21 protein-coding genes are annotated in these 18,191 nt (G+C 72.2%); 16 read left to right on the forward strand and 5 right to left on the reverse strand.

What is annotated here, in order from left to right; all coding sequences use genetic code 11:
• Positions 1–60: 60 nt before the first annotated feature.
• Together APR04_RS03710 and APR04_RS03715 are read right to left on the reverse strand one after the other, a co-directional pair.
• On the reverse strand, positions 61–834 hold the full coding sequence (locus tag APR04_RS03710; protein WP_253868056.1) for a glycerophosphodiester phosphodiesterase family protein: 774 nt from the start codon (positions 832–834) through the stop codon (positions 61–63).
• A gap of 22 nt (positions 835–856) precedes the next feature.
• Positions 857–1,867 (reverse strand): alpha/beta hydrolase, encoded by a 1,011-nt coding sequence (locus APR04_RS03715; RefSeq protein WP_253868057.1) that lies wholly within the window; start codon positions 1,865–1,867, stop codon positions 857–859.
• Positions 1,868–1,966: 99 nt separating this feature from the next.
• Between APR04_RS03715 and APR04_RS03720 the strand changes: the two genes are divergently transcribed.
• On the forward strand, positions 1,967–3,304 hold the full coding sequence (locus APR04_RS03720; RefSeq protein WP_253868058.1) for an alpha-hydroxy-acid oxidizing protein: 1,338 nt from the start codon (positions 1,967–1,969) through the stop codon (positions 3,302–3,304).
• A gap of 82 nt (positions 3,305–3,386) precedes the next feature.
• Complete coding sequence (locus tag APR04_RS03725) at positions 3,387–4,796, forward strand: MFS transporter (protein ID WP_253868059.1); 1,410 nt, start codon at positions 3,387–3,389, stop codon at positions 4,794–4,796.
• Between the two features lie 48 nt (positions 4,797–4,844).
• Here the strand turns inward: APR04_RS03725 and APR04_RS03730 are convergent, their stop codons facing one another.
• Positions 4,845–5,954 (reverse strand): sigma-70 family RNA polymerase sigma factor, encoded by a 1,110-nt coding sequence (locus APR04_RS03730; protein ID WP_253868060.1) that lies wholly within the window; start codon positions 5,952–5,954, stop codon positions 4,845–4,847.
• Between the two features lie 130 nt (positions 5,955–6,084).
• Between APR04_RS03730 and APR04_RS03735 the strand changes: the two genes are divergently transcribed.
• Entirely contained in the window at positions 6,085–6,441 is a 357-nt protein-coding gene (locus APR04_RS03735) for a YrdB family protein (RefSeq protein WP_253868061.1), read from the forward strand.
• A gap of 88 nt (positions 6,442–6,529) precedes the next feature.
• Here the strand turns inward: APR04_RS03735 and APR04_RS03740 are convergent, their stop codons facing one another.
• A complete protein-coding gene (locus APR04_RS03740; protein WP_253868062.1) occupies positions 6,530–7,720 on the reverse strand; it encodes an alcohol dehydrogenase catalytic domain-containing protein in 1,191 nt (396 codons plus the stop codon).
• Positions 7,721–7,832: 112 nt separating this feature from the next.
• Here APR04_RS03740 and soxR point away from each other — a divergent pair, with 112 nt between their 5' ends.
• Together soxR and APR04_RS03750 are read left to right on the forward strand one after the other, a co-directional pair.
• Entirely contained in the window at positions 7,833–8,321 is a 489-nt protein-coding gene (gene soxR, locus APR04_RS03745; protein ID WP_253868063.1) for a redox-sensitive transcriptional activator SoxR, read from the forward strand.
• Between the two features lie 36 nt (positions 8,322–8,357).
• Positions 8,358–8,816, forward strand: coding sequence for a type II 3-dehydroquinate dehydratase (locus APR04_RS03750; protein WP_308292319.1), 459 nt, complete (start codon positions 8,358–8,360; stop codon positions 8,814–8,816).
• Between the two features lie 38 nt (positions 8,817–8,854).
• Here the strand turns inward: APR04_RS03750 and APR04_RS03755 are convergent, their stop codons facing one another.
• Positions 8,855–9,313, reverse strand: coding sequence for a Pycsar system effector family protein (locus tag APR04_RS03755; protein ID WP_301312085.1), 459 nt, complete (start codon positions 9,311–9,313; stop codon positions 8,855–8,857).
• A gap of 368 nt (positions 9,314–9,681) precedes the next feature.
• Here APR04_RS03755 and APR04_RS03760 point away from each other — a divergent pair, with 368 nt between their 5' ends.
• The 11 genes from APR04_RS03760 (at position 9,682) to APR04_RS03810 (ending at position 18,191) form a co-directional block, all read left to right on the forward strand.
• Entirely contained in the window at positions 9,682–10,461 is a 780-nt protein-coding gene (locus APR04_RS03760; RefSeq protein ID WP_253868065.1) for a hypothetical protein, read from the forward strand.
• Between the two features lie 16 nt (positions 10,462–10,477).
• Entirely contained in the window at positions 10,478–10,999 is a 522-nt protein-coding gene (locus APR04_RS03765; protein ID WP_308292320.1) for a hypothetical protein, read from the forward strand.
• 134 nt (positions 11,000–11,133) lie between these two features.
• The gene (efp, locus tag APR04_RS03770; protein ID WP_253868066.1) at positions 11,134–11,697 is read left to right on the forward strand and encodes an elongation factor P; all 564 of its coding nucleotides are present in this window, start codon (positions 11,134–11,136) and stop codon (positions 11,695–11,697) included.
• A 56-nt stretch (positions 11,698–11,753) separates the two neighbouring features.
• Positions 11,754–12,170, forward strand: a complete 417-nt coding sequence (gene nusB, locus APR04_RS03775; RefSeq protein ID WP_253868067.1) for a transcription antitermination factor NusB — start codon at positions 11,754–11,756, stop codon at positions 12,168–12,170.
• 24 nt (positions 12,171–12,194) lie between these two features.
• The gene (locus tag APR04_RS03780) at positions 12,195–13,460 is read left to right on the forward strand and encodes an MFS transporter (protein ID WP_253868068.1); all 1,266 of its coding nucleotides are present in this window, start codon (positions 12,195–12,197) and stop codon (positions 13,458–13,460) included.
• A gap of 134 nt (positions 13,461–13,594) precedes the next feature.
• Entirely contained in the window at positions 13,595–14,068 is a 474-nt protein-coding gene (locus tag APR04_RS03785; RefSeq protein ID WP_253868069.1) for an SRPBCC domain-containing protein, read from the forward strand.
• Positions 14,062–14,409 carry an ArsR/SmtB family transcription factor gene (locus APR04_RS03790; protein ID WP_253868070.1) on the forward strand — a complete coding sequence of 116 codons (348 nt, stop codon included), beginning with the start codon at positions 14,062–14,064 and terminating at the stop codon, positions 14,407–14,409. The genes APR04_RS03785 and APR04_RS03790 overlap by 7 nt, the downstream gene beginning before the upstream one ends.
• 152 nt (positions 14,410–14,561) lie before the next feature.
• On the forward strand, positions 14,562–15,179 hold the full coding sequence (gene pyrR, locus APR04_RS03795; RefSeq protein ID WP_253868071.1) for a bifunctional pyr operon transcriptional regulator/uracil phosphoribosyltransferase PyrR: 618 nt from the start codon (positions 14,562–14,564) through the stop codon (positions 15,177–15,179).
• The gene (locus APR04_RS03800) at positions 15,176–16,228 is read left to right on the forward strand and encodes an aspartate carbamoyltransferase catalytic subunit (RefSeq protein ID WP_253868072.1); all 1,053 of its coding nucleotides are present in this window, start codon (positions 15,176–15,178) and stop codon (positions 16,226–16,228) included. The genes pyrR and APR04_RS03800 overlap by 4 nt, the downstream gene beginning before the upstream one ends.
• A complete protein-coding gene (locus tag APR04_RS03805; RefSeq protein WP_253868073.1) occupies positions 16,225–17,583 on the forward strand; it encodes a dihydroorotase in 1,359 nt (452 codons plus the stop codon). Before APR04_RS03800 ends, APR04_RS03805 begins: the two co-directional genes overlap by 4 nt.
• Entirely contained in the window at positions 17,580–18,191 is a 612-nt protein-coding gene (locus APR04_RS03810) for a PH-like domain-containing protein (RefSeq protein WP_253868074.1), read from the forward strand. The genes APR04_RS03805 and APR04_RS03810 overlap by 4 nt, the downstream gene beginning before the upstream one ends.

Below are 18,191 nucleotides of genomic sequence, written 5' to 3' on the forward strand. Positions count from 1 at the left end.
GTCCCATTCTCGACAGGACGCGACACCCGCGCAAGCACCTGACCAGGTCGGCGTCCGCGGCTACTCCCAGATGCCCCTCTCGACCAGGAGGTCCTTGAGCAGGTCGGCGCGGTCGGTGATCAGGCCGTCCACGCCCTCGTCGATCAGCCGGGCCATCTCGTCCGGGTCGTTGATGGTCCAGACGTGCAGCTTCTTGCCGAGGGCGTGCGCGGCCTCGACCGACGCGGCGTCGACGACCGTGACGGACCTCTCGCGCACCGGCACCTGCAGCGCGTCGACGTCGCGCAGGGCGCGGCGGGCCAGCGGCCGCACACGGAGCCGCACCCCGGCGAGGAAGGCCCTGATCTCGCTGCGGCCGGCCGACGTCGCCACGGGGTGGGACAGCCGGTCGAGCGTCCCCCGGCGTCGGACGGGGTCGAAGGACGTGACGCATACGCGACCCCACGAGGCTGTCCGTTCGATGGCCCGGGCGACGGCTCCCACGCCGGAGACGTGCTTGACGTCGATGTTGACGCGCAGCTGCGGCCATCCGGCCAGCAGGTCCTCGAGCAGCGGTACCGGTTCTATGCCACCGATGCGCGCCTCGCGGACCTCCGACCATGGCAGCTCGGCCACGAGGCCTGCGCCGTCGGTGGTGCGGTCGAGCGACTCGTCGTGCAGGGCGACGGCCACGCCGTCGGACGTGCCGTGCGCGTCCGTCTCGACGTAGCGGTAGCCGAGGTCGACGGCGGCGCCGAACGCTGCCAGCGAGTTCTCCAGACCCTCGGTGCCTGCCGAAGCGTGTGCGAACCCGCGATGGGCGAGGGCTTGGAACGGCCCCTCGAAGTAGGTCACTGGCTGTCCCTCATGTCTCGGTCTACGTCATGTCCCGGGCACCGACCGCGGTACCTACCCGGCTGTTCGTCCATTCCAACATGCCGTCGAGGTAGGCCTCACGCGGTCCGTCGGCCGACAGCGTCAGGTCGTGGACGCTGCCCGGGACGACGAGCTCGGTGACGTCGTCGCCGAGGCACGGCACGAGCGCGGCCATCTGCCGCACGTCCAGCACGGTGTCCTGCGCGTCGAGCAGCGGGTTGTCGGGCGTGTCGGGGCCGGACGCGTCGGACCGGGCGAGCAGCACGGGGCACGCGATGTCCAGCCCTGCGGCGACGCGCGCCTGCCCGCGCCGCACGGCGACGAACCAGCCGACGCGGCTGGGCACGCCCTCGGGTCGCTTGAGCGTGGTGTCGAACGCCCAGCGCCCGCCGTTGGCGGCGAGCAGGTGCTCCGCGTACCGGGACGGGCCCTCGTTGACGACGGCGGTCGCGGCGAGATGACCGACGGTGTCCAGCACCCGCGTCCCGAAGGTGCGCTTCCAGTGCGGCGCCCGCAGGTCGAGGAACGGTGAGTCGAGCACCAGTACGTCGGGCCCGGCGTCGGCCCCCGCCGCGTTCCGGTGGGCGTGCGCCCACAGTGCTCCGGTGAGCCCGCCCGTCGAGTGCGCGTGCACGACGAGCGGCAGCCCCGGCTCCAGCCCGCGCACCGTCCGGGCCGCGGACGCGATGTCGGTGGCCTGCTCGCGCAGGTCCATCACGAAGTGCGGGATCTGGTCGGGCTGCAGCGACCGTCCGGCGGCCCGCAGGTCGACGGCGTAGAACGCGTAGCCGGCCGCCGCGAAGGCGTGGGCCAGGTGCTCCTGGAAGAAGTAGTCGTTGTAGCCGTGCACGTGGATGACGGCGGCGCGGGGCGGGGGAGCGTCGTCCGGGCGCGGGTAGCGCACCAGGGTCGCGGGCCCGAGCGGGGTCTCCTCGAACGGCTCGCCGAGCAGGCGGTCGGTGCGCCAGCGGAGCGTGACCTGCTGCGACTCGGGCAGGGGCGGTACGGGCACGAGTGGATCGTAGCCCGGTCCGGTGCCGGTGTGCGGAACGACGAGCCGGTCAGGTGGACCTCCTGAGCCGGCGGGTGCCCGCGTGGCAGGATGTCCGGCATGCGCAATATCGGCCGGACAGTGCAGTCGTCGATCTACCGCAGCGGGGTGTACGGCCACCGGCCGGTCGTCCCCACCAGTCCTGATGCGCTCGCCGACGCCGCCAGACGCCGGATGAGCCGCACCGCCTGGTCCTACGTCGCCGGGGGTGCGGGCGCGCAGCGCACCGTGGAGGCGAACCGGGAGGCGTTCGGCCGGTACCGGATCGTCCCGCGGCAGATGGTCGACGTCGGACAGCGGTCCCTGACCACCACCCTGCTCGGGCGCGAGCTGCCGGCGCCGGTCCTGTTCGGGCCGGTCGGAGCGCTGGAGCTCGCGGTGCAGCACCAGCGCGGCCGTGGAGGCCGAGGCGCCGCACCCCGGAACGCCGAGCCCGCGCTCGCCCGCGCCGCCCGCGACCTGGGCCTGCCCGTCGTCATCTCCTCCCAGGCGTCCACGCCCATGGAGGACACCGCCGCGACGCTCGGCGACAGCCCGCGCTGGTTCCAGCTCTACTGGTCGTCCGACGACGCCCTGGTCGAGTCGTTCGTCACCCGCGCAGAGGCCAGCGGCTGCGAGGCGATAGTCGTCACCCTCGACACCCACGTGCTCGGCTGGCGCACGATGGACCTCGACCTCGGCTACCTGCCGTTCGCCCGCGCCGAGGGCATCGCCCAGTACCTGAGCGACCCCGCGTTCCAGAAGCTCGTCGAGGAACGGGTCCGCGCAGCGACACCGCCGGGAACGACGTCGGCCCGCCCCACCATCGCCGCCGTCCGCTCCCTGCTGTCCATGGCCGCCCACCACCCCGGCCCCACCCTGCGCAACCTCACCCAGCCCTACGCGCGCGCCGCCGTCGAGACCTTCCTCGACGTCTTCTCCCGCTCCACCCTCACCTGGGCCGACCTAGCCTGGCTGCGCGAGCGCACCACCCTGCCCGTCCTCGTCAAGGGCATCCAGCACCCCGACGACGCCCGCGCGGCCCTCGACCACGGAGCCGACGGCATCATCGTCTCCAACCACGGCGGACGGCAGGTCGACAACGCCGTCGCGTCCCTCGACACCCTCGGCCCCGTCGTCGACGCCGTCCGCGCGCACTCGGGCGCCGACCCGGCAGGCCCGCCCGTCCCCGTCCTGTTCGACTCCGGCATCCGCACCGGCGCCGACGTCTTCACCGCACTCGCCCTCGGCGCCGACGCCGTCCTCCTGGGCCGTCCCTGGGTCTACGGCCTCGCCCTCGCCGGAGCCGACGGCGTCCGCGCCGTCACCGAGCACGTCCTGGCAGAGCTCGACCTCACGATGGCGCTCGCGGGCGTGGCGGAGACCGGACAGATCGGGCGGCACAACCTCGCCGGCTGACGGGCCCCGGACGCGGAGGGTCGGTATGAGATCGTGACCGGCCCAGCACCCACGATTCACACGACGCGGGCAGACTGCGGCCATGACCGACGCCCCCCACCGACCTGACACGCCGGACTCCGGCTCGACGAGCGCCCCGCCGCCGCCGACGACAGGCCTGGAGCTGCAGGACGGCGCGCGGATCCCACGCCGCCAGATCTTCTCGTGGGCGCTGTGGGACTGGGGGACGCAGCCGTTCAACACGGTGATCCTGACGTTCGTGTTCACGGCGCTGTACCTGACGACGGAGTCGTTCCTGGACCCGGACGTCGCGGCGCTGGGGGAGGGCAGCCAGGCCTACCAGAGCGGGCTCGCCGAGCTGACCAGCGGCCTGGGCTTCTGGAACGCCCTCGCCGGGGTGCTCATCTTCCTGCTCGCCCCGGTGCTGGGGCAGCGCGCCGACGCGACCGGCCGGCGCAAGGCATGGCTCGCAGGTGCCACCGCGGGCATGGTGCTGTGCATGCTCTCGCTGTGGTTCGTCGAGGCGGACCCGGCCTACTTCGTGCTCGGCGCCGCCATGATCGGCCTGGGCAGCGTGCTCAGCGAGATCGCCGGGGTCAACTACAACGCGATGATGGTGTCGGTCGCGACGCCCAGGACGGTCGGCAAGGTGTCCGGGCTCGGCTGGGGCCTCGGCTACGTCGGCGGCATCCTCATGCTGGTCCTCGTGGTGGTCGCGAACAGTGCCGACTGGTGGGGCATGCCCACCGACAACGGCCTAGCCTTCCGCGTCATCGCGGTGGTCTGCGCGATCTGGGCCCTGGCGTTCGCCTGGCCGATCTTCGCCTTCGTGCCGGAGCTTCCCCCCACCAAGGACCGGCCGAAGGTCGGCTTCTTCGCCGGCTACGTCGTGCTGTTCCGCGACATCCAGGCCCTGTGGCGCACCTCCCGGCGCACCTTCTGGTTCCTGGCGGCCAGCGCCGTGTACCGGGACGGGCTGAGCGGCGTGTTCGCGTTCGGCGCGATCATCGGCAGCGTCAGCTTCGGGTTCTCCGCCGACCAGGTGATCATCTTCGGCATCGCCGCCAACCTGGTCGCCGGGGTGAGCACCGTCCTCGTCGGCCTGGCCGACGACCGGTTCGGCCCCCGGTCGGTCATCCTCAGCGCCCTCAGCATCATCGTCGTCGCCGGGCTCGCCGTCGTCGTCCTGCGCGATCTCGGACCCATCGTCTACTGGGTCGGCGGGCTGACCCTGTCCGCCTGCGTCGGCCCCGCGCAGGCAGCCTCCCGGTCCTACCTCGCCCGGGTGACACCAGCGGGCAAGGAGTCCGAGATCTTCGGCCTCTACGCCACCACCGGCCGCGCGACATCGTGGCTGTCGAGCACCCTGTGGACCATCGCTATCGTCGCGACCGGCGCGACCATCTGGGGCACCCTCGGGATCGTCACCGTCGTGCTCGTCGGCCTCGTGCTCCTGTGGTTCGTGCGAGACGCGCCGGTCGCCGACGCGTGACGGCCGCAGTCCGTTGACGGCGCGGCCGGCTGACCGCTGTGCCCCGCCCTACCGCGCCCGCCGGCGCCGCCCGGGACCCCTCAACCACGCCTGGATCCGGTCGAGGTCGGCCAACGGCCCCAGGTGCCGCAGCTTCTCCGGGTTGATCACGCCCCGGACCGCCGCGAGCTTCCCGTCACAGACCTCGAACGCCCAGGTGCCGATCAGACCGCCACCCATGGTCTCGTCCGCCATGATGAGCAGGCCCGGCTCGCCGCCGACCAGGGCACGCTCGAAGCGGAACGGCCCCCCACGACGCATGAAGCCCGCCAGCAGACGCGCCACCGGGACCCGCCCCGCGACCGGCCGCGCGATCGACATGCCCTGCGGCACGTTCCCGCCGCTGTCACCGGTGAGCACGACGTCCTCGGCCAGCACCTCCAGGAACGAGTCCACCGCACCCTCCTCGCACGCCGCCAGGAACCTCGTCACCAGCTCGTCGGCCCGCGCCCGCCTGGCCCGGTTGAGCGCAGTTCTCTGCGGTGCCGGTGCCTCAGAGGCCGAAGCCACAGGGGCCGATCCCTCACGGGCAGGGCCGGCGGCCCCGCGTGCCGTCTCGCGCCCGCGGCTGATCCGCCGTCGGGCCCGGGACGCCAGCTGCCGCGCCGCGACCTCGCTCGTGCCGATGACCTCCGCCGCCTCACCGTGCGGAAAACCCAGCACGTCGTGCAGCAGGAACGCCGCACGCTCCGCCGGGCTGAGGGTCTCCAGCAGCACGAGGAAAGCCGTCGACAGGTCGTCGGACAGCTCCGCGTGCGCCGCGGCGTCCGCCGGCAGGGCCGCCATCGCGACCGGCAGGCTCGACTGCACCGGACCGACCAGCGGCTCCGGCAGCCACTCACCCACGTACGATTCCCGCCGCACCCGGGCCGAACGCAGCACATCGATGGCGATCCGCGTCGTCACGGTGGTCACGAACGCGTCCGGGTTACGCACACCCTCCGCCTGGGAGAGCCGCGTCAGCGCCTCCTGCACCACGTCCTCCGCCTCGGTCACGCTGCCGAGCATCCGATAGGCCACCGTGAACGCCAGAGGACGCAGCCGGTCCAGGGCAGGGCCATCGAGCCGAGCGCCGTCGGCCCCGGTGCTGCCCCTCGGCGAGCTCTCAGGATCTGCCACGTGGACATGGTCTCGCGTCATACCCCGACGACGAACGCGAGGCACCAGACGTGACACCAGCACGCCGTCCCGGCAGCACCGTCCCCACAAACCGCTGTACGACCCCCGCCGGCCTCCGTACCCTGCGCTCGTGAGAACAACCGCGCTCCTGCTGCGCTTCCTCCTCGAGCTCGCCCTCATCGCGGCCGCCGCCTACACCGGCTGGACCCTGGCCGACGGCGGCTGGCCCGGCGCGGCCCTCGCCGTCCTCGCCCCCGCCGTGGTCATCGCGCTCTGGGCCACGTTCCTCTCGCCCAAGGCCCGGGTCACCATCCCACCGCCGGCCCGCGTCGCGCTCGAGGCCCTGCTCTTCGGCGGCGTCGGCTACGCGCTCTGGCAGGCCGGAGCCCCGGCGGCGGGGACGGCGCTCGCGGCGGTGTGGGTCCTCGACCGGGCCGTGCTGGCACTGACCGCCGACGCCCACAGCGTCCTGGAGCAGGCGCCGTGACCACGCCGGCCCGTCGACAGCGACCCCTGCACGCTGCATGCCATCACCGGCGTGTCGCGTGCAGGGTGTAGGGGTGGACAGGTCGCGGTCAGACCAGCACCACCTTGCCCGTGGTGCGGCGCTCCTCGAGCTCACGGTGGGCACGGGCGGCGTCGGCGAACGGCACGCGGTGCGTCACCACCCGCCACCGGCCCGACGCCGCCCGGGCCAGCGCGCGTTCCTGATACGGACGCTGGTCCGGCATCGGGGGAGCATCGGGACCGACGGCGTAGCGCACCTCGACGGCCGACTCGATCTGCTCCGCTCCGGCCCACGACGTATAGCGGTTGGGCGCACCGGACGCCCAGCCGTACGCGACGAGTCGCGCCGGCGCCGACCCGGTGCGGCCGACGCCGCCTGGGTCGCCGACGCCGCCGGGCCCTGTGCCGTCGGCCGGCTCGCCGTCGGCCGGCTCGCCGGCCGTGCTGCCACGTCCGCCCAGCAGCGCGGTGGCAGCCGTGCCGAGGTCTCCGCCCACGCCGTCGAGCACGAGCGTCGCCGGGGAGCCCGCGAGGGCCCTCCGTGCGGCGTCGATCCAGTCGGGGGCGGTGTAGTCGACGAGCGCGAGACGGGCGGGGCGAGGGAGCGGGTCGGCCACGTCGACCGACCGGGCGCCGTGGGGCGCGTCCGGCCCGCTGTCGCGCAGGGCGTCCGGCAGCAGCTCCTGGAGGATCCTCAGCTTCGCCGAGCCGCCAGCGAGCGCGACGACGCGTGCGCCGGCGTTCAGCGCCTCCTGCACAAAAAGTGTGCCAAGCCCGCCGGCCGCGGCCGTCACCACGACGACGTCGGCGGCCGTCACTGCCGCGATGTCGAGCGTGTAGACCGCCATCCGGCCGGTGCCGATCATGGCGATCGCGTCGGCCGGTTCGAGGGGAGTGCCGTCGGGGCGGTCGGGGATCGCGTGCAGCTGCCCGGCGGCTACGGCGACCCGCCGGGCATAGCCGCCGCCGTCCGGCACGCGGCCGAGATGGGCTGCCACGCGCTGTCCGACCCACGAGGCGTCGATCCCGGGGCCGACGGCGGTGACCGTGCCGGCGATCTCGCGGCCGGGGACCGTCGGGAGGGCAGGCAGGGGGAGCGGCGGGCCGGCCTCGCCACGGCGGAGGCTGGCGTCGAGGAGGTGCACCCCGTGTGCGACCGCGTCGACGAGCACCTCGCCCGGGCCGGGAACGGGGTCCGGGACTCGCTCGAGCGTGAGGACCTTCGGTGGGCCGAAGGAGTGGTGTCGGATGGCGTCCATGCCGTCATCCTTTAACCTGGACCAAAGTTGAGGTCAACCGTGACCTGTTCCGGTCGGTCGTCCCGGTCGGCGACGGACGGCCGGAGCTCTCGAGAGCCGCTGGAGGCAGCACGTGGAAGCAGTCAACCCCAACGTCCCGTGGGACCGCGACGAGCTCACCGTCGGCGACCTCGCCGCGCGGAGCGGGGTGTCGGTGTCCGCACTGCACTTCTACGAGCGCAAAGGGTTGATAGCCAGCCGGCGCACGTCGGGCAACCAGCGGCGCTACCGGCGCGAGACGCTGCGGCGCGTGGCGTTCATCCGGGTGTCGCAGCGCGTCGGGATCCCGCTCGCGGACATCGGCGCGGCGCTCGACACCCTCCCCGGCGACCGCACGCCGACCGCCAAGGACTGGCGCCGCATCTCGCAGGCGTGGCACGACGACCTCGACGCGCGGATCGAGCAGCTCTCGCGGCTGCGCGACCATCTCACCGACTGCATCGGGTGCGGATGCCTCTCGCTGCGCCGGTGTGCGCTGACCAACCCGCACGACGAGCTCGCAGAGACCGGCCCGGGCCCACGGACGCTGCTGGTGGACGGGCTGGAGCCGGACGGCGCGTGACGGCGGCGGGGCGCGCCGCCCGCTAGGCTCGCGGCCATGGCTTCTGCACTGCCCCGTGTCCTGGTGCTCAACGGACCCAATCTCGGCCGGCTCGGTGTCCGCGAGCCCGAGATCTACGGCCACGCCTCCATGGCGGACCTAGAGATCGCCGCCGCGAGGTGGGGTGCGGAGCTCGGTCTGGAGGTCGAGGCGCGGCAGACGGACGGCGAGTCTGAGATCGTCGGCTGGCTCCACGAGGCCGTCGACGCCGGTGCCCACGTCGTGCTGAACCCCGCGGCGTTCACGCACTACTCCTACGCGCTGCGCGACGCGGCTGCCCAGGTGACCACGGCAGACCTGCTGCTCGTCGAGGTGCACCTGTCCAACCCCGCGACGCGCGAGTCGTTCCGGCACTACTCGGTGGTGGCCGGTATCGCGACGGGTACGGTCGCGGGGTTCGGGTTCGACTCGTACCGGCTGGCACTCTCGGCGATCGCCGGGAAGCTGGGGGCGTAGCCCGGTCAGCGCGCTGACCGTGGGCCAGAATCCGGTCCCTAGCCGCTGACCGTGCTCGCGAGAGCGAGGATCGCTCCGGCGACGGCGAACCCCATGGCGAAGCGGATCCGGCGGAACTTCCGGGCGACGACGTGAGACAGACGCCAGAGCTGATGCCTTGTGCGAGCGACATGGTCGATCTGTTGCGTGTCGAGCGTCTCGGTCAACGCCGCGAGCGTGGTGAATCGCGCGGCGTGGCCCCAGTAGTGCACACCGTCGTTCACGTCGACCGACGTGTACCGGGGCCAGACTGCGGATCCGGCGAAGTAGACGGCAAGGGCGCCGGCGGATAGTCCACTCCACCACATCGCTTGGCTCCAGGGGGCGAGCGTGTCGGGGCGCCACTCTCCGGCGACCAGGCCGGACAGCGCAGCGCCAAATCCGAGGCCCAGCACTGCGAGGATCACCGATGCTTTCTGATCGGCCGGGATCACTTCGTCTCGGGCCTCCTGCAGCATGAGCCATTCGACCTCGCCCGGTTCCCTCGCCGCAGGTTCCGCACGGACCTTGTCACGTTCGGTGGACGCTCGTCTCCGCGCTTGATGCCGTAGCCGGTGAGAAGGATGCACGGGCCTCCGGGTCTCGGTCTGATCCGCTGGAATCCAGATACTGTTGCGTATCCGCAACGGTACAGGTGAGAGGGTTTACGACGTGATCGCTCGGGCAACCGTCGCGATGGGCGCGGGCGTTGGGTTCAGCTCCTACCGGTTAGCGCTGTCGGTGATCGGACGGTAGTTGAAGGGTTGAACTCAAGCCTCTGGGCTTGAGGAGAAGTACTAAAGCCTGACGCGTTGAATGTGTCCACTAAAGCCTCTAGACTTAACTAATGATCGTCATGACCGTCGACCAGCGAGGCTCGACCTACGCGGCCGACCGGGTTCCCGAGATCCTCGCCGAGCTCGCGCGCCTGACCCGCGGCCACGAGGGGCTCGTGGTGCCGTTCGAGCGCACGGTTGGCGACGAGGTCCAGGGAATCCTCGCGGCCGGGGGCGCGGGCGCGCAGCTCGCCGTCGACCTCGCTCTCTACCTGCTGCGGGGCCAGGGCTGGAGCATCGGGATCGGCGTCGGTGAGGTCGACGTCCCGCTGCCCGCCGTGTCGCGCGAGGCACGCGGGTTCGCGTTCTACCGTGCCCGCGACGCCGTGGAGCGGGCCAAGACCCGGAGCAAGGGCATGTCCGTAGCGGTGGAGGGCCCGCCGCCGGACGCACCGGACCGGATCGCGCAGGACCGGATCGCGCCGGACCGGCCCGCCGCAGAGGACGCCGCACAACCGGACCTGGTCGCCGAGGCCGAGGCCCTGCTGCGTCTTCTCGCCGCGATTCGTGCGCGCCGGACTCCCCAAGGGTGGGAGGTCGCCGATACGCTCGCCTCGCTGCAGGACAAGCCGGGGCGGCAGAGAATCGTCGCCCGGTCCCTGAACGTCAGCGAGCAGGCGGTGAGCCAGCGGGTGCGGGCGGCCCTCTGGCACGAAGAAGAAGCGGTACGTCCGATAGTGGTGCGGCTGCTCGCTGAGCTGAGCAGCTCTGTGATCGTCGAGCCGGATGCCGTGACCGGGCCTGTTGCCGAACCTGGCAAACGCAAGAAGATGAAGCGCGCGAAGAGCTGAGGGGAAACGTCGCACCGTGACCTGGGAAATGCTGGAGAACATCGACGGGTGGCGCTGGGTCGCGGCGGTAGCGATCTGGCTGGTCACCCTGCTGCTGAGCGTCGTCGTGGGATCGTGGGTGGTGCCCTGGGTGCTGCGCCGGGCCAGCGGGGGAGACCTGCCCTGGGCGCGCTACGAGCCGCCGATCCTCCCGCAGGCGTTGGAGTCGGGCGATGACGGCGGGGTCTCCCTGCCGGGAGAGTCGGGTGACGGCGGCGAGCCGCCGTCGGGCACCATGAACCCGCACGCCATGGCGATCCTGCGCGGGGGCGCATGGCTCGGGCTGCTGGAACGGCTGGCGATCACCGGAGCCCTCCTCGCCGGCTACCCCTACGGGATAGCGGTGGTGGTGGCGATCAAGGGCCTGGGCCGCTACGCGGAGCTGCGCGACCAGCCGATCGCGTCGGAGCGATTCGTCGTGGGCACGCTCGCCTCGCTCATCTGGTCGGTCGCGATGGGCCTCCTGGGGCTCGTGGCGATCAATGCGCTGGTGGTCTGACCGGTAGGCCGGCGTGCTCGCCGCCGTCCGTTAGACTTGACCGCTGCTGCTTGACACCTTCGCTTGATCACCCCAGCCGCCGGCTCCCTGTCGGCGTGCCCTGGGTACACCTTCACCGACACAGGAAGACGAACGTGGCTACCTCCAACGACATCAAGAACGGCACCGTGCTCCGGATCGACGGCAACCTCTGGTCGGTCATCGAATTCCAGCATGTCAAGCCGGGCAAGGGTGGAGCGTTCGTCCGAACGAAGATGAAGAACGTGCTGTCCGGCAAGGTCGTCGACAAGACGTTCAACGCGGGCATCAAGGTCGAGACGGCCAACGTCGACCGCCGCGACTTCCAGTACCTGTACATGGACGGTGAGGACTTCGTCTTCATGGACACCGACACGTACGACCAGGTGAACGTGTCCTCGGCGACCGTCGGCGACGCGAAGGACTACATGCTCGAGGGCATGAACGTCATGCTGGCCTCGAACGACGGCACGCCGCTCTACATCGAGCTCCCGACGTCCGTCGTCCTGCAGATCACGTACACGGAGCCGGGCCTCCAGGGCGACCGTTCCACCGGTGGCACCAAGCCGGCGACCCTCGAGACGGGCGCGGAGATCCAGGTCCCGCTGTTCCTCGAGCAGGGTGTCAAGGTCAAGGTCGACACCCGCACGGGTGACTACCTCGGCCGCGTCACGGACTGACGCGCAGCAGCCCTCCAGCAGGTTTCGTAGCAGGCTTTTCGTAGCAGAGAGAGACCATGGGCGCACGCACCAAGGCGCGTAAGCGCGCCGCCGACATCCTCTTCGAGGCGGAGCAGCGGGGTATCGACCCGTTGAAGCTCCTCGCCGACCGCGTGGCCGTTCCGCACACCGAGGCGGCCGTGCCGCAGTACACGGTCGACATCGTCGAGGGTGTGGTCGCCAACCGCGACCGCATCGACGAGGTGCTGGAGACGTACTCACAGGGCTGGACCCTCCAGCGCATGCCCGCGGTCGACCGCGCGCTGTTGCGGATCGGCTCGTGGGAGGTCCTCTTCAACGACGAGGTGCCCGACGCCGTCGCGCTGGACGAGGCGGTCGACCTCGCCGGCGACCTGTCGACGGACGACTCGCCGGCCTTCGTGAACGGCCTGCTCGGCCGGGTCAAGGACCTGAAGCCGACCCTGCTGGCATGAGCGCGGCCTAGGCCGACAGTACGCGTGAGCACCGGTCCCGGCGCTGAACGGTTCGACGAGCGACGTCTGCTCGTGGCTCTGTTCGGCGCCGGGACCGCTGCGTTCGCGCAGCTCTATGCGCCGCAGTCCGTCCTGCCCGACGCCGCCCGCGAGCTCGCGACGTCGGCCTCGGCGACGGCGCTGCTCGTCTCCGCCGCGACCCTTGGCCTCGCCGCGGGTGTGCTGCCCTGGGCGTGGGTGGCCGACCGTATCGGACGTGTCCGGGCGATGACCGTGGCGATGCTCGGCGCGACGGTCGTCGGGCTCGCGGTCCCGTTCGCTCCGTCGTTCGGCCTGATCGTCGCCGGGCGGGCCGTCGAAGGGCTGCTCGTGGCGGGCGTCCCCGCCGTCGCCATGGCCTACCTGACCGAGATGCTGCCGGCGTCCGTGGTGCCGCGCGCGGCCGGGACGTACGTGGCGGGCACGTCGATGGGTGGCCTGCTGGGTCGGCTGGTCTCGGGCGGCGTCGCAGAGCTCTTCGGTTGGCGCGCTGGGGTGGGGGCGGTCGCTGTCGCATGCCTGCTCGCCGCAGGGTTGTTCATCTGGCTGGCACCACGGGATCCCGTGCGGCGGGACGGCGGGCCGGGTCGCCGTGGCGCAGCGGCCCCTGGCGCAGCGGCCGGACCCGATTCCGCAACAGGTTCCGAACCGGGTACGGGCGCAGCGCACGCAGCCGGACCCGCGGGACGGGCGGGCCGGTTCCGGGCCTTGCTCAGTCCGCGCCTGCTCGTGCTCGACGCACAGGGCCTGCTGCTCATGGGCGGCTTCGTCGCGGTCTACAACTACCTCGGCTTCCGCCTGACCGACGAGCCGTTCGGGCTGTCGTCCGGCGTGGTGAGCCTCGTGTTCCTTGCGTACCTGGCCGGGACGTGGTCGTCGGCGCGGACGGGGCGCCTCGTGGTCCGGTACGGGCGGCGCCGGGTGCTGATCGTCTCGACCGGGGTCATGGCGCTCGGGGTGGTGGCCACGCTGTCGGGCTGGCTGCCGCTCGTCCTGGCGGGCCTGGTGGTGCTGACCGCCGGGTTCTTCGGTGCGCACGCGGTGGCGAGCGGCTGGACGCCGGTCGCCGCGCCGCAGGCCCGGACCCAGGCGGCCGCAGTCTACAACCTGGCGTACTACGCGGGGTCGAGCGTGTTCGGCTGGCTCGGCGGCGTCGGCTACGCCCTGGCCGGCTGGCCCGGGACGGTGGGGATGGTGCTCGCGCTGGTGGCCGTCGCCACAGGGCTGGCGGCAGCAGTGCTCCGGGACTGACGCCGGCCGGGCGGTGCCGGGACGGCCGCCGCCTGGCACCATCAAGTGCAACCCAGAGGTTGCGCATATGCCCACCCCTGGTGCATGATAAACCTGCAACCGATCGGTTGCGGAACTGTCTATCGGAGGAAGCCATGACCACCACACAGCCCGGCGCTACCGTCGACCTCGACGCACGATCCATCACCCGCACCGTCCGGGTCGCCGCCCTGCCGGAGGCGGTCTGGCGCGTACTCTCCGAGCCCGAGCACGTCGCGGGCTGGTTCGGGGACGAGTGCGAGACCGACGACGGCGGTCCGCTCGCCGTCGGCACCAAGGGCCGGCTGCACTTCGAGGGCTACGGCTGGTCCGTCTTCGAGGTCACCCGGGCCGAGCTGGGTCGACTGCTCGCCTATCGCTGGGGTCAGTCGGCCGACGAGCCCGAGCGCATGACCGAGGCCGAGTTCACCCTGCGGCCCGACGGCGACGGCACCTACCTCACGGTGCACGAGACCGGTTTCAGCGGCGACACCGACGACGCCGTGCGCGCGGCCCTGGAGGGCAACCGGGGGGGCTGGGACGCCGAGCTGGACGAGCTGGTCGAGTACGTCGAGTCGCGCGCGTGGTGAGCCCGGGCGCCTCGGCGGGCTCGCCCGTCGCGGCGTTCGCCGCGCTGGCCGACGAGACGCGCTGGACGGTGCTGGAGACGCTGGCGCAGGACGACGGCGCGACAGGTCTGACGGCGTCGGCCCTGGCGGATCGTCTGCCGGTCACCCGGCAGGCGATCGCCAAGCACCTGGCGGTGCTCGAGACGGCCGGGCTGGTCGAGTCGCAGACGGTGGGCCGCGAGCGCCGCTACCGCGCCCTGGGCGCCGCGCTGACGGCGCTGGGCCGGCGGCTGGAGCGCATCGGAGACGCGTGGGAGACCCGCCTGGCCCGCATAGCGCGGATAGCAGAAACCCTCACGTGACCGGTGCGCGAGGCGGCGCGGGTGTGAGAAAGGCCGCCTTCGCACCGGCATCCGGCGCGTGTCCAGCAGGTTAAGGTGGTGGCTGTCAGACTCCCTTTAATCCCGTCCCGTGAGGCGGAGAAGGAGGTCGCCAGATGAATCCTGGCAGCCGCATGCCCGAATCCAGTGCCCTGCCGAGCCAGGCGAGCACAGCCCCGAGCACGGACCCCGGCGTCGCCGCCGAGCGGACGGTGCTCGGCGAGGCCGACATCGCCCGGGCCCTGACCCGCATCGCCCACGAGATCGTGGAGCGGAACAAGGGCGCCGCCGACCTCCTCCTGCTCGGCATCCCGACGCGCGGCGTGCAGCTCGCCCACCGGCTGGCGGAGCGCCTCACGCAGATCGAGCCCGCCTTCGACGGTGAGTACGGCACGCTCGACGTCACGATGTACCGCGACGACCTGCGCAGGCAGCCCACGCGCGCCGTCGGCCAGACGGTCCTGCCGGGCAGCCTGGACGGCACCATCGACGACAAGGTCGTGGTCCTGGTGGACGACGTCCTGTTCTCCGGCCGCACCATCCGTGCGGCGCTCGACGCCCTGAACGACCTGGGCCGCCCCCGTGTGGTGCAGCTCGCCGCCCTGGTGGACCGCGGGCACCGCGAGCTTCCCATCCGCGCGGACTACGTGGGCAAGAACCTGCCCACGTCGCGCAGCGAGCGTGTGCGGGTCCGGCTGGCCGACGTCGACGGCGGAACCGACTCCGTCGTGATCAGCGGGGTGGCGCCGTGAAGCACCTCCTGACCACCCAGGGCCTGTCCAAGGACGACGCGATCCTGCTGCTGGACACGTCCGCGCAGATGGCGGCCACGCAGTCCCGCGAGAACAAGAAGCTGCCGACGCTGCGCGGACGCACCGTCGTGAACCTGTTCTACGAGGACTCCACGCGCACCCGGATCTCGTTCGAGACGGCGGCCAAGCGGCTGTCCGCGGACGTCATCAACTTCTCGGCCAAGGGGTCGAGCGTGTCAAAGGGCGAGTCCCTGAAGGACACGGCGCTGACCCTGCACGCCATGGGCGCCGACGCCGTGGTGGTGCGCCACTCGGCCTCGGGCGCCGCACACCAGCTGGCGCACGCCGGCTGGCTCGACGCCGGTGTGCTCAACGCGGGCGACGGCATGCACCAGCACCCCACGCAGGCGCTGCTGGACGCGTTCACGATCCGGCGGCACCTGGTGGGAAACGTCGGCACGGGCGTGCCCGGGAGCAGGCAGAGCACCGACACCTCGGCGGGCGCCGACCTGTCCGGGCTCCGCATCGCGATCGTGGGGGACGTGCTGCACTCGCGCGTCGCCCGCTCGAACGTGTACCTGCTGCGCACCCTGGGTGCCGAGGTGACGCTGGTCGCGCCGCCGACCCTGGTCCCGGTGGGCGTTGAGACGTGGCCGTGCCGGGTCTCGTACCACCTGGACGAGACGCTCGAGCAGTGGCAGCCGGATGCGGTCATGATGCTGCGGGTGCAGCGTGAGCGGATGTCGGGCGGCTCGGGCTCGTTCTTCCCGAGCCCGATGGAGTACAGCCGTAAGTTCGGGTTCGACGCCCGTCGCCTCGCGGTGCTGCCCGACCATTCGATAGTGATGCACCCCGGTCCGATGAACCGCGGTCTGGAGATCTCGGCCGCCGCCGCCGACCACCCCCGCTCCGTGATCGTGGAGCAGGTGGCCAACGGCGTCGCCGTCCGGATGGCCGCCCTGTACCTGCTGCTGGCCGGAACTGACGAGACCGGCACTGAGAAGACCGGCACCGAGAAGACCAGCACCGACGAGAGGAACACTCTGTGAGCGCCCCTTCAACCACGACCTACGTGCTGCGTGGGGTGCTTCCCTACGGCACGGACGCTGTCGACGTCGTCCTGGCGGACGGAGTGATCGCCGCGATCGGGGCTCCCGGCACCGTCGAGGTGCCCGAGAGCGCCCGCGAGGTCCGCGCGGAGGGGCACGTGCTCCTGCCCGGGCTGGTCGACCTGCACACGCACCTGCGCGAGCCCGGCCGGGAGGACGCCGAGACGGTGTTCTCCGGCACCCGGGCCGCCGCCGCGGGCGGGTTCACGGCCGTGCACGCCATGGCGAACACGACGCCGACGCAGGACACCGCGGGTGTTGTCGAGCAGGTGTACCGGCTGGGCCAGGAGGCCGGCTGGGTCGACGTGCACCCCGTCGGCGCGGTGACCGTGGGCCTGGGTGGCGAGAAGCTCGCCGAGCTGGGCGCCATGGCCGACTCCGCCGCCCGCGTCCGCGTCTTCTCCGACGACGGCAAGTGCGTGCACGACCCGGTCCTGATGCGCCGCGCGCTGGAGTACGTCAAGGCGTTCGACGGCGTCGTGGCCCAGCACGCGCAGGAGCCGCGGCTGACCGAGGGCGCGCAGATGAACGAGGGCGTCGTCTCCGCGCAGATCGGCCTGACGGGCTGGCCCGCGGTCGCGGAGGAGTCGATCATCGCCCGCGACGTGCTGCTCGCCGAGCACGTGGGCTCGCGCCTGCACGTGTGCCACCTGTCCACCGCCGGGTCCGTGGAGATCATCCGCTGGGCCAAGGGCCGCGGCATCGACGTGACCGCCGAGGTGACGCCGCACCACCTGGTGCTGACCGACGACCTCGCCCGGGACTACGACCCGGTGTTCAAGGTCAACCCGCCGCTGCGTACCGCCAAGGACGTCGAGGCGGTCCGCGCGGGCCTTGCCGACGGCACCATCGACATCGTCGCCACCGACCACGCCCCGCACCCGGTCGAGGACAAGGACTGCGAGTGGTCGTCGGCCGCGTTCGGCATGACCGGCCTGGAGACCGCGCTGTCCGTCGTGCAGCAGACCATGGTCGACACCGGCCGCATGACCTGGGCCGACGTCGCCCGCGTGCTGTCGGAGAACCCGGCCCGCATCGGCCGGATCACCGGGAGCCAGGGCCGCCCCGTCGCCGTCGGGGAGCCCGCGAACCTGACCCTGGTCGACCCGGCCGCCACCCGCGCGATCGAGGGCCGTACCCAGGTCACGGCCAGCGACAACACGCCGTTCGCGGGCATGGAGCTGCCGGGCCGCGTGGTCGCCACGTTCCTGCGCGGCCGCGCGACGGTCCTCGACGGCACGGTCGTCGACGGCACAGCGATCGACGCCAAGAGCCTCGAAGGAGCCACCCGATGAAGATCCTCGCCGTCGCCCTGCTGGTCGCCCTCGCGATCTTCCTGGTGCTGTACGTGACCCTCATCGGCCGACGTCGGCTCGCGCAGCGCACCACCGCCCTCGTGCCCCGGCCGCCGGCGGCGCCCGGCGCGGACCAGGTGGGCCCTGTGCAGTTCGGTCCCCTCGAGGCGGTCTACGTGTCCACCACGCTGCACGGCGACTGGCTCGCCCGCGTCGGCGCGCACGGCCTGGGCGACCGGTCGAACGCGCTCGTGACCGTGCACGGGAACGGCTCTGGGAACGACGGCGGTGTCCTGGTCGAGCGCGACGGCACCGAGGACCTGTGGGTGCCCGTGACCGCGATCCGCAGCGCGGGCCTCGCCCCGGGCATGGCGGGCAAGTACGTCGGCGCCGACGGCCTCGTCGTCCTCACCTGGGCAGTCCCAGCGGCCGACGACGTCGCGGCGGCCCTCGTCGACACCGGGCTGCGCACCCGACGCGCCGAGGACCGCGGCGCGCTCGTCGACGCGGTCCGACACCTGCTCGCCGCTCAGCAGCCCACGCAGTCACAGCAGCACCCCCAGCAGGAACCGCACCAGCAGGACCCGCACCAGCAGGAGGCCCGGTGA

Origin of the sequence: Promicromonospora umidemergens, assembly GCF_024171995.1 — a bacterium.
Classification (GTDB): Bacteria; Actinomycetota; Actinomycetes; order Actinomycetales; family Cellulomonadaceae; genus Promicromonospora; species Promicromonospora umidemergens.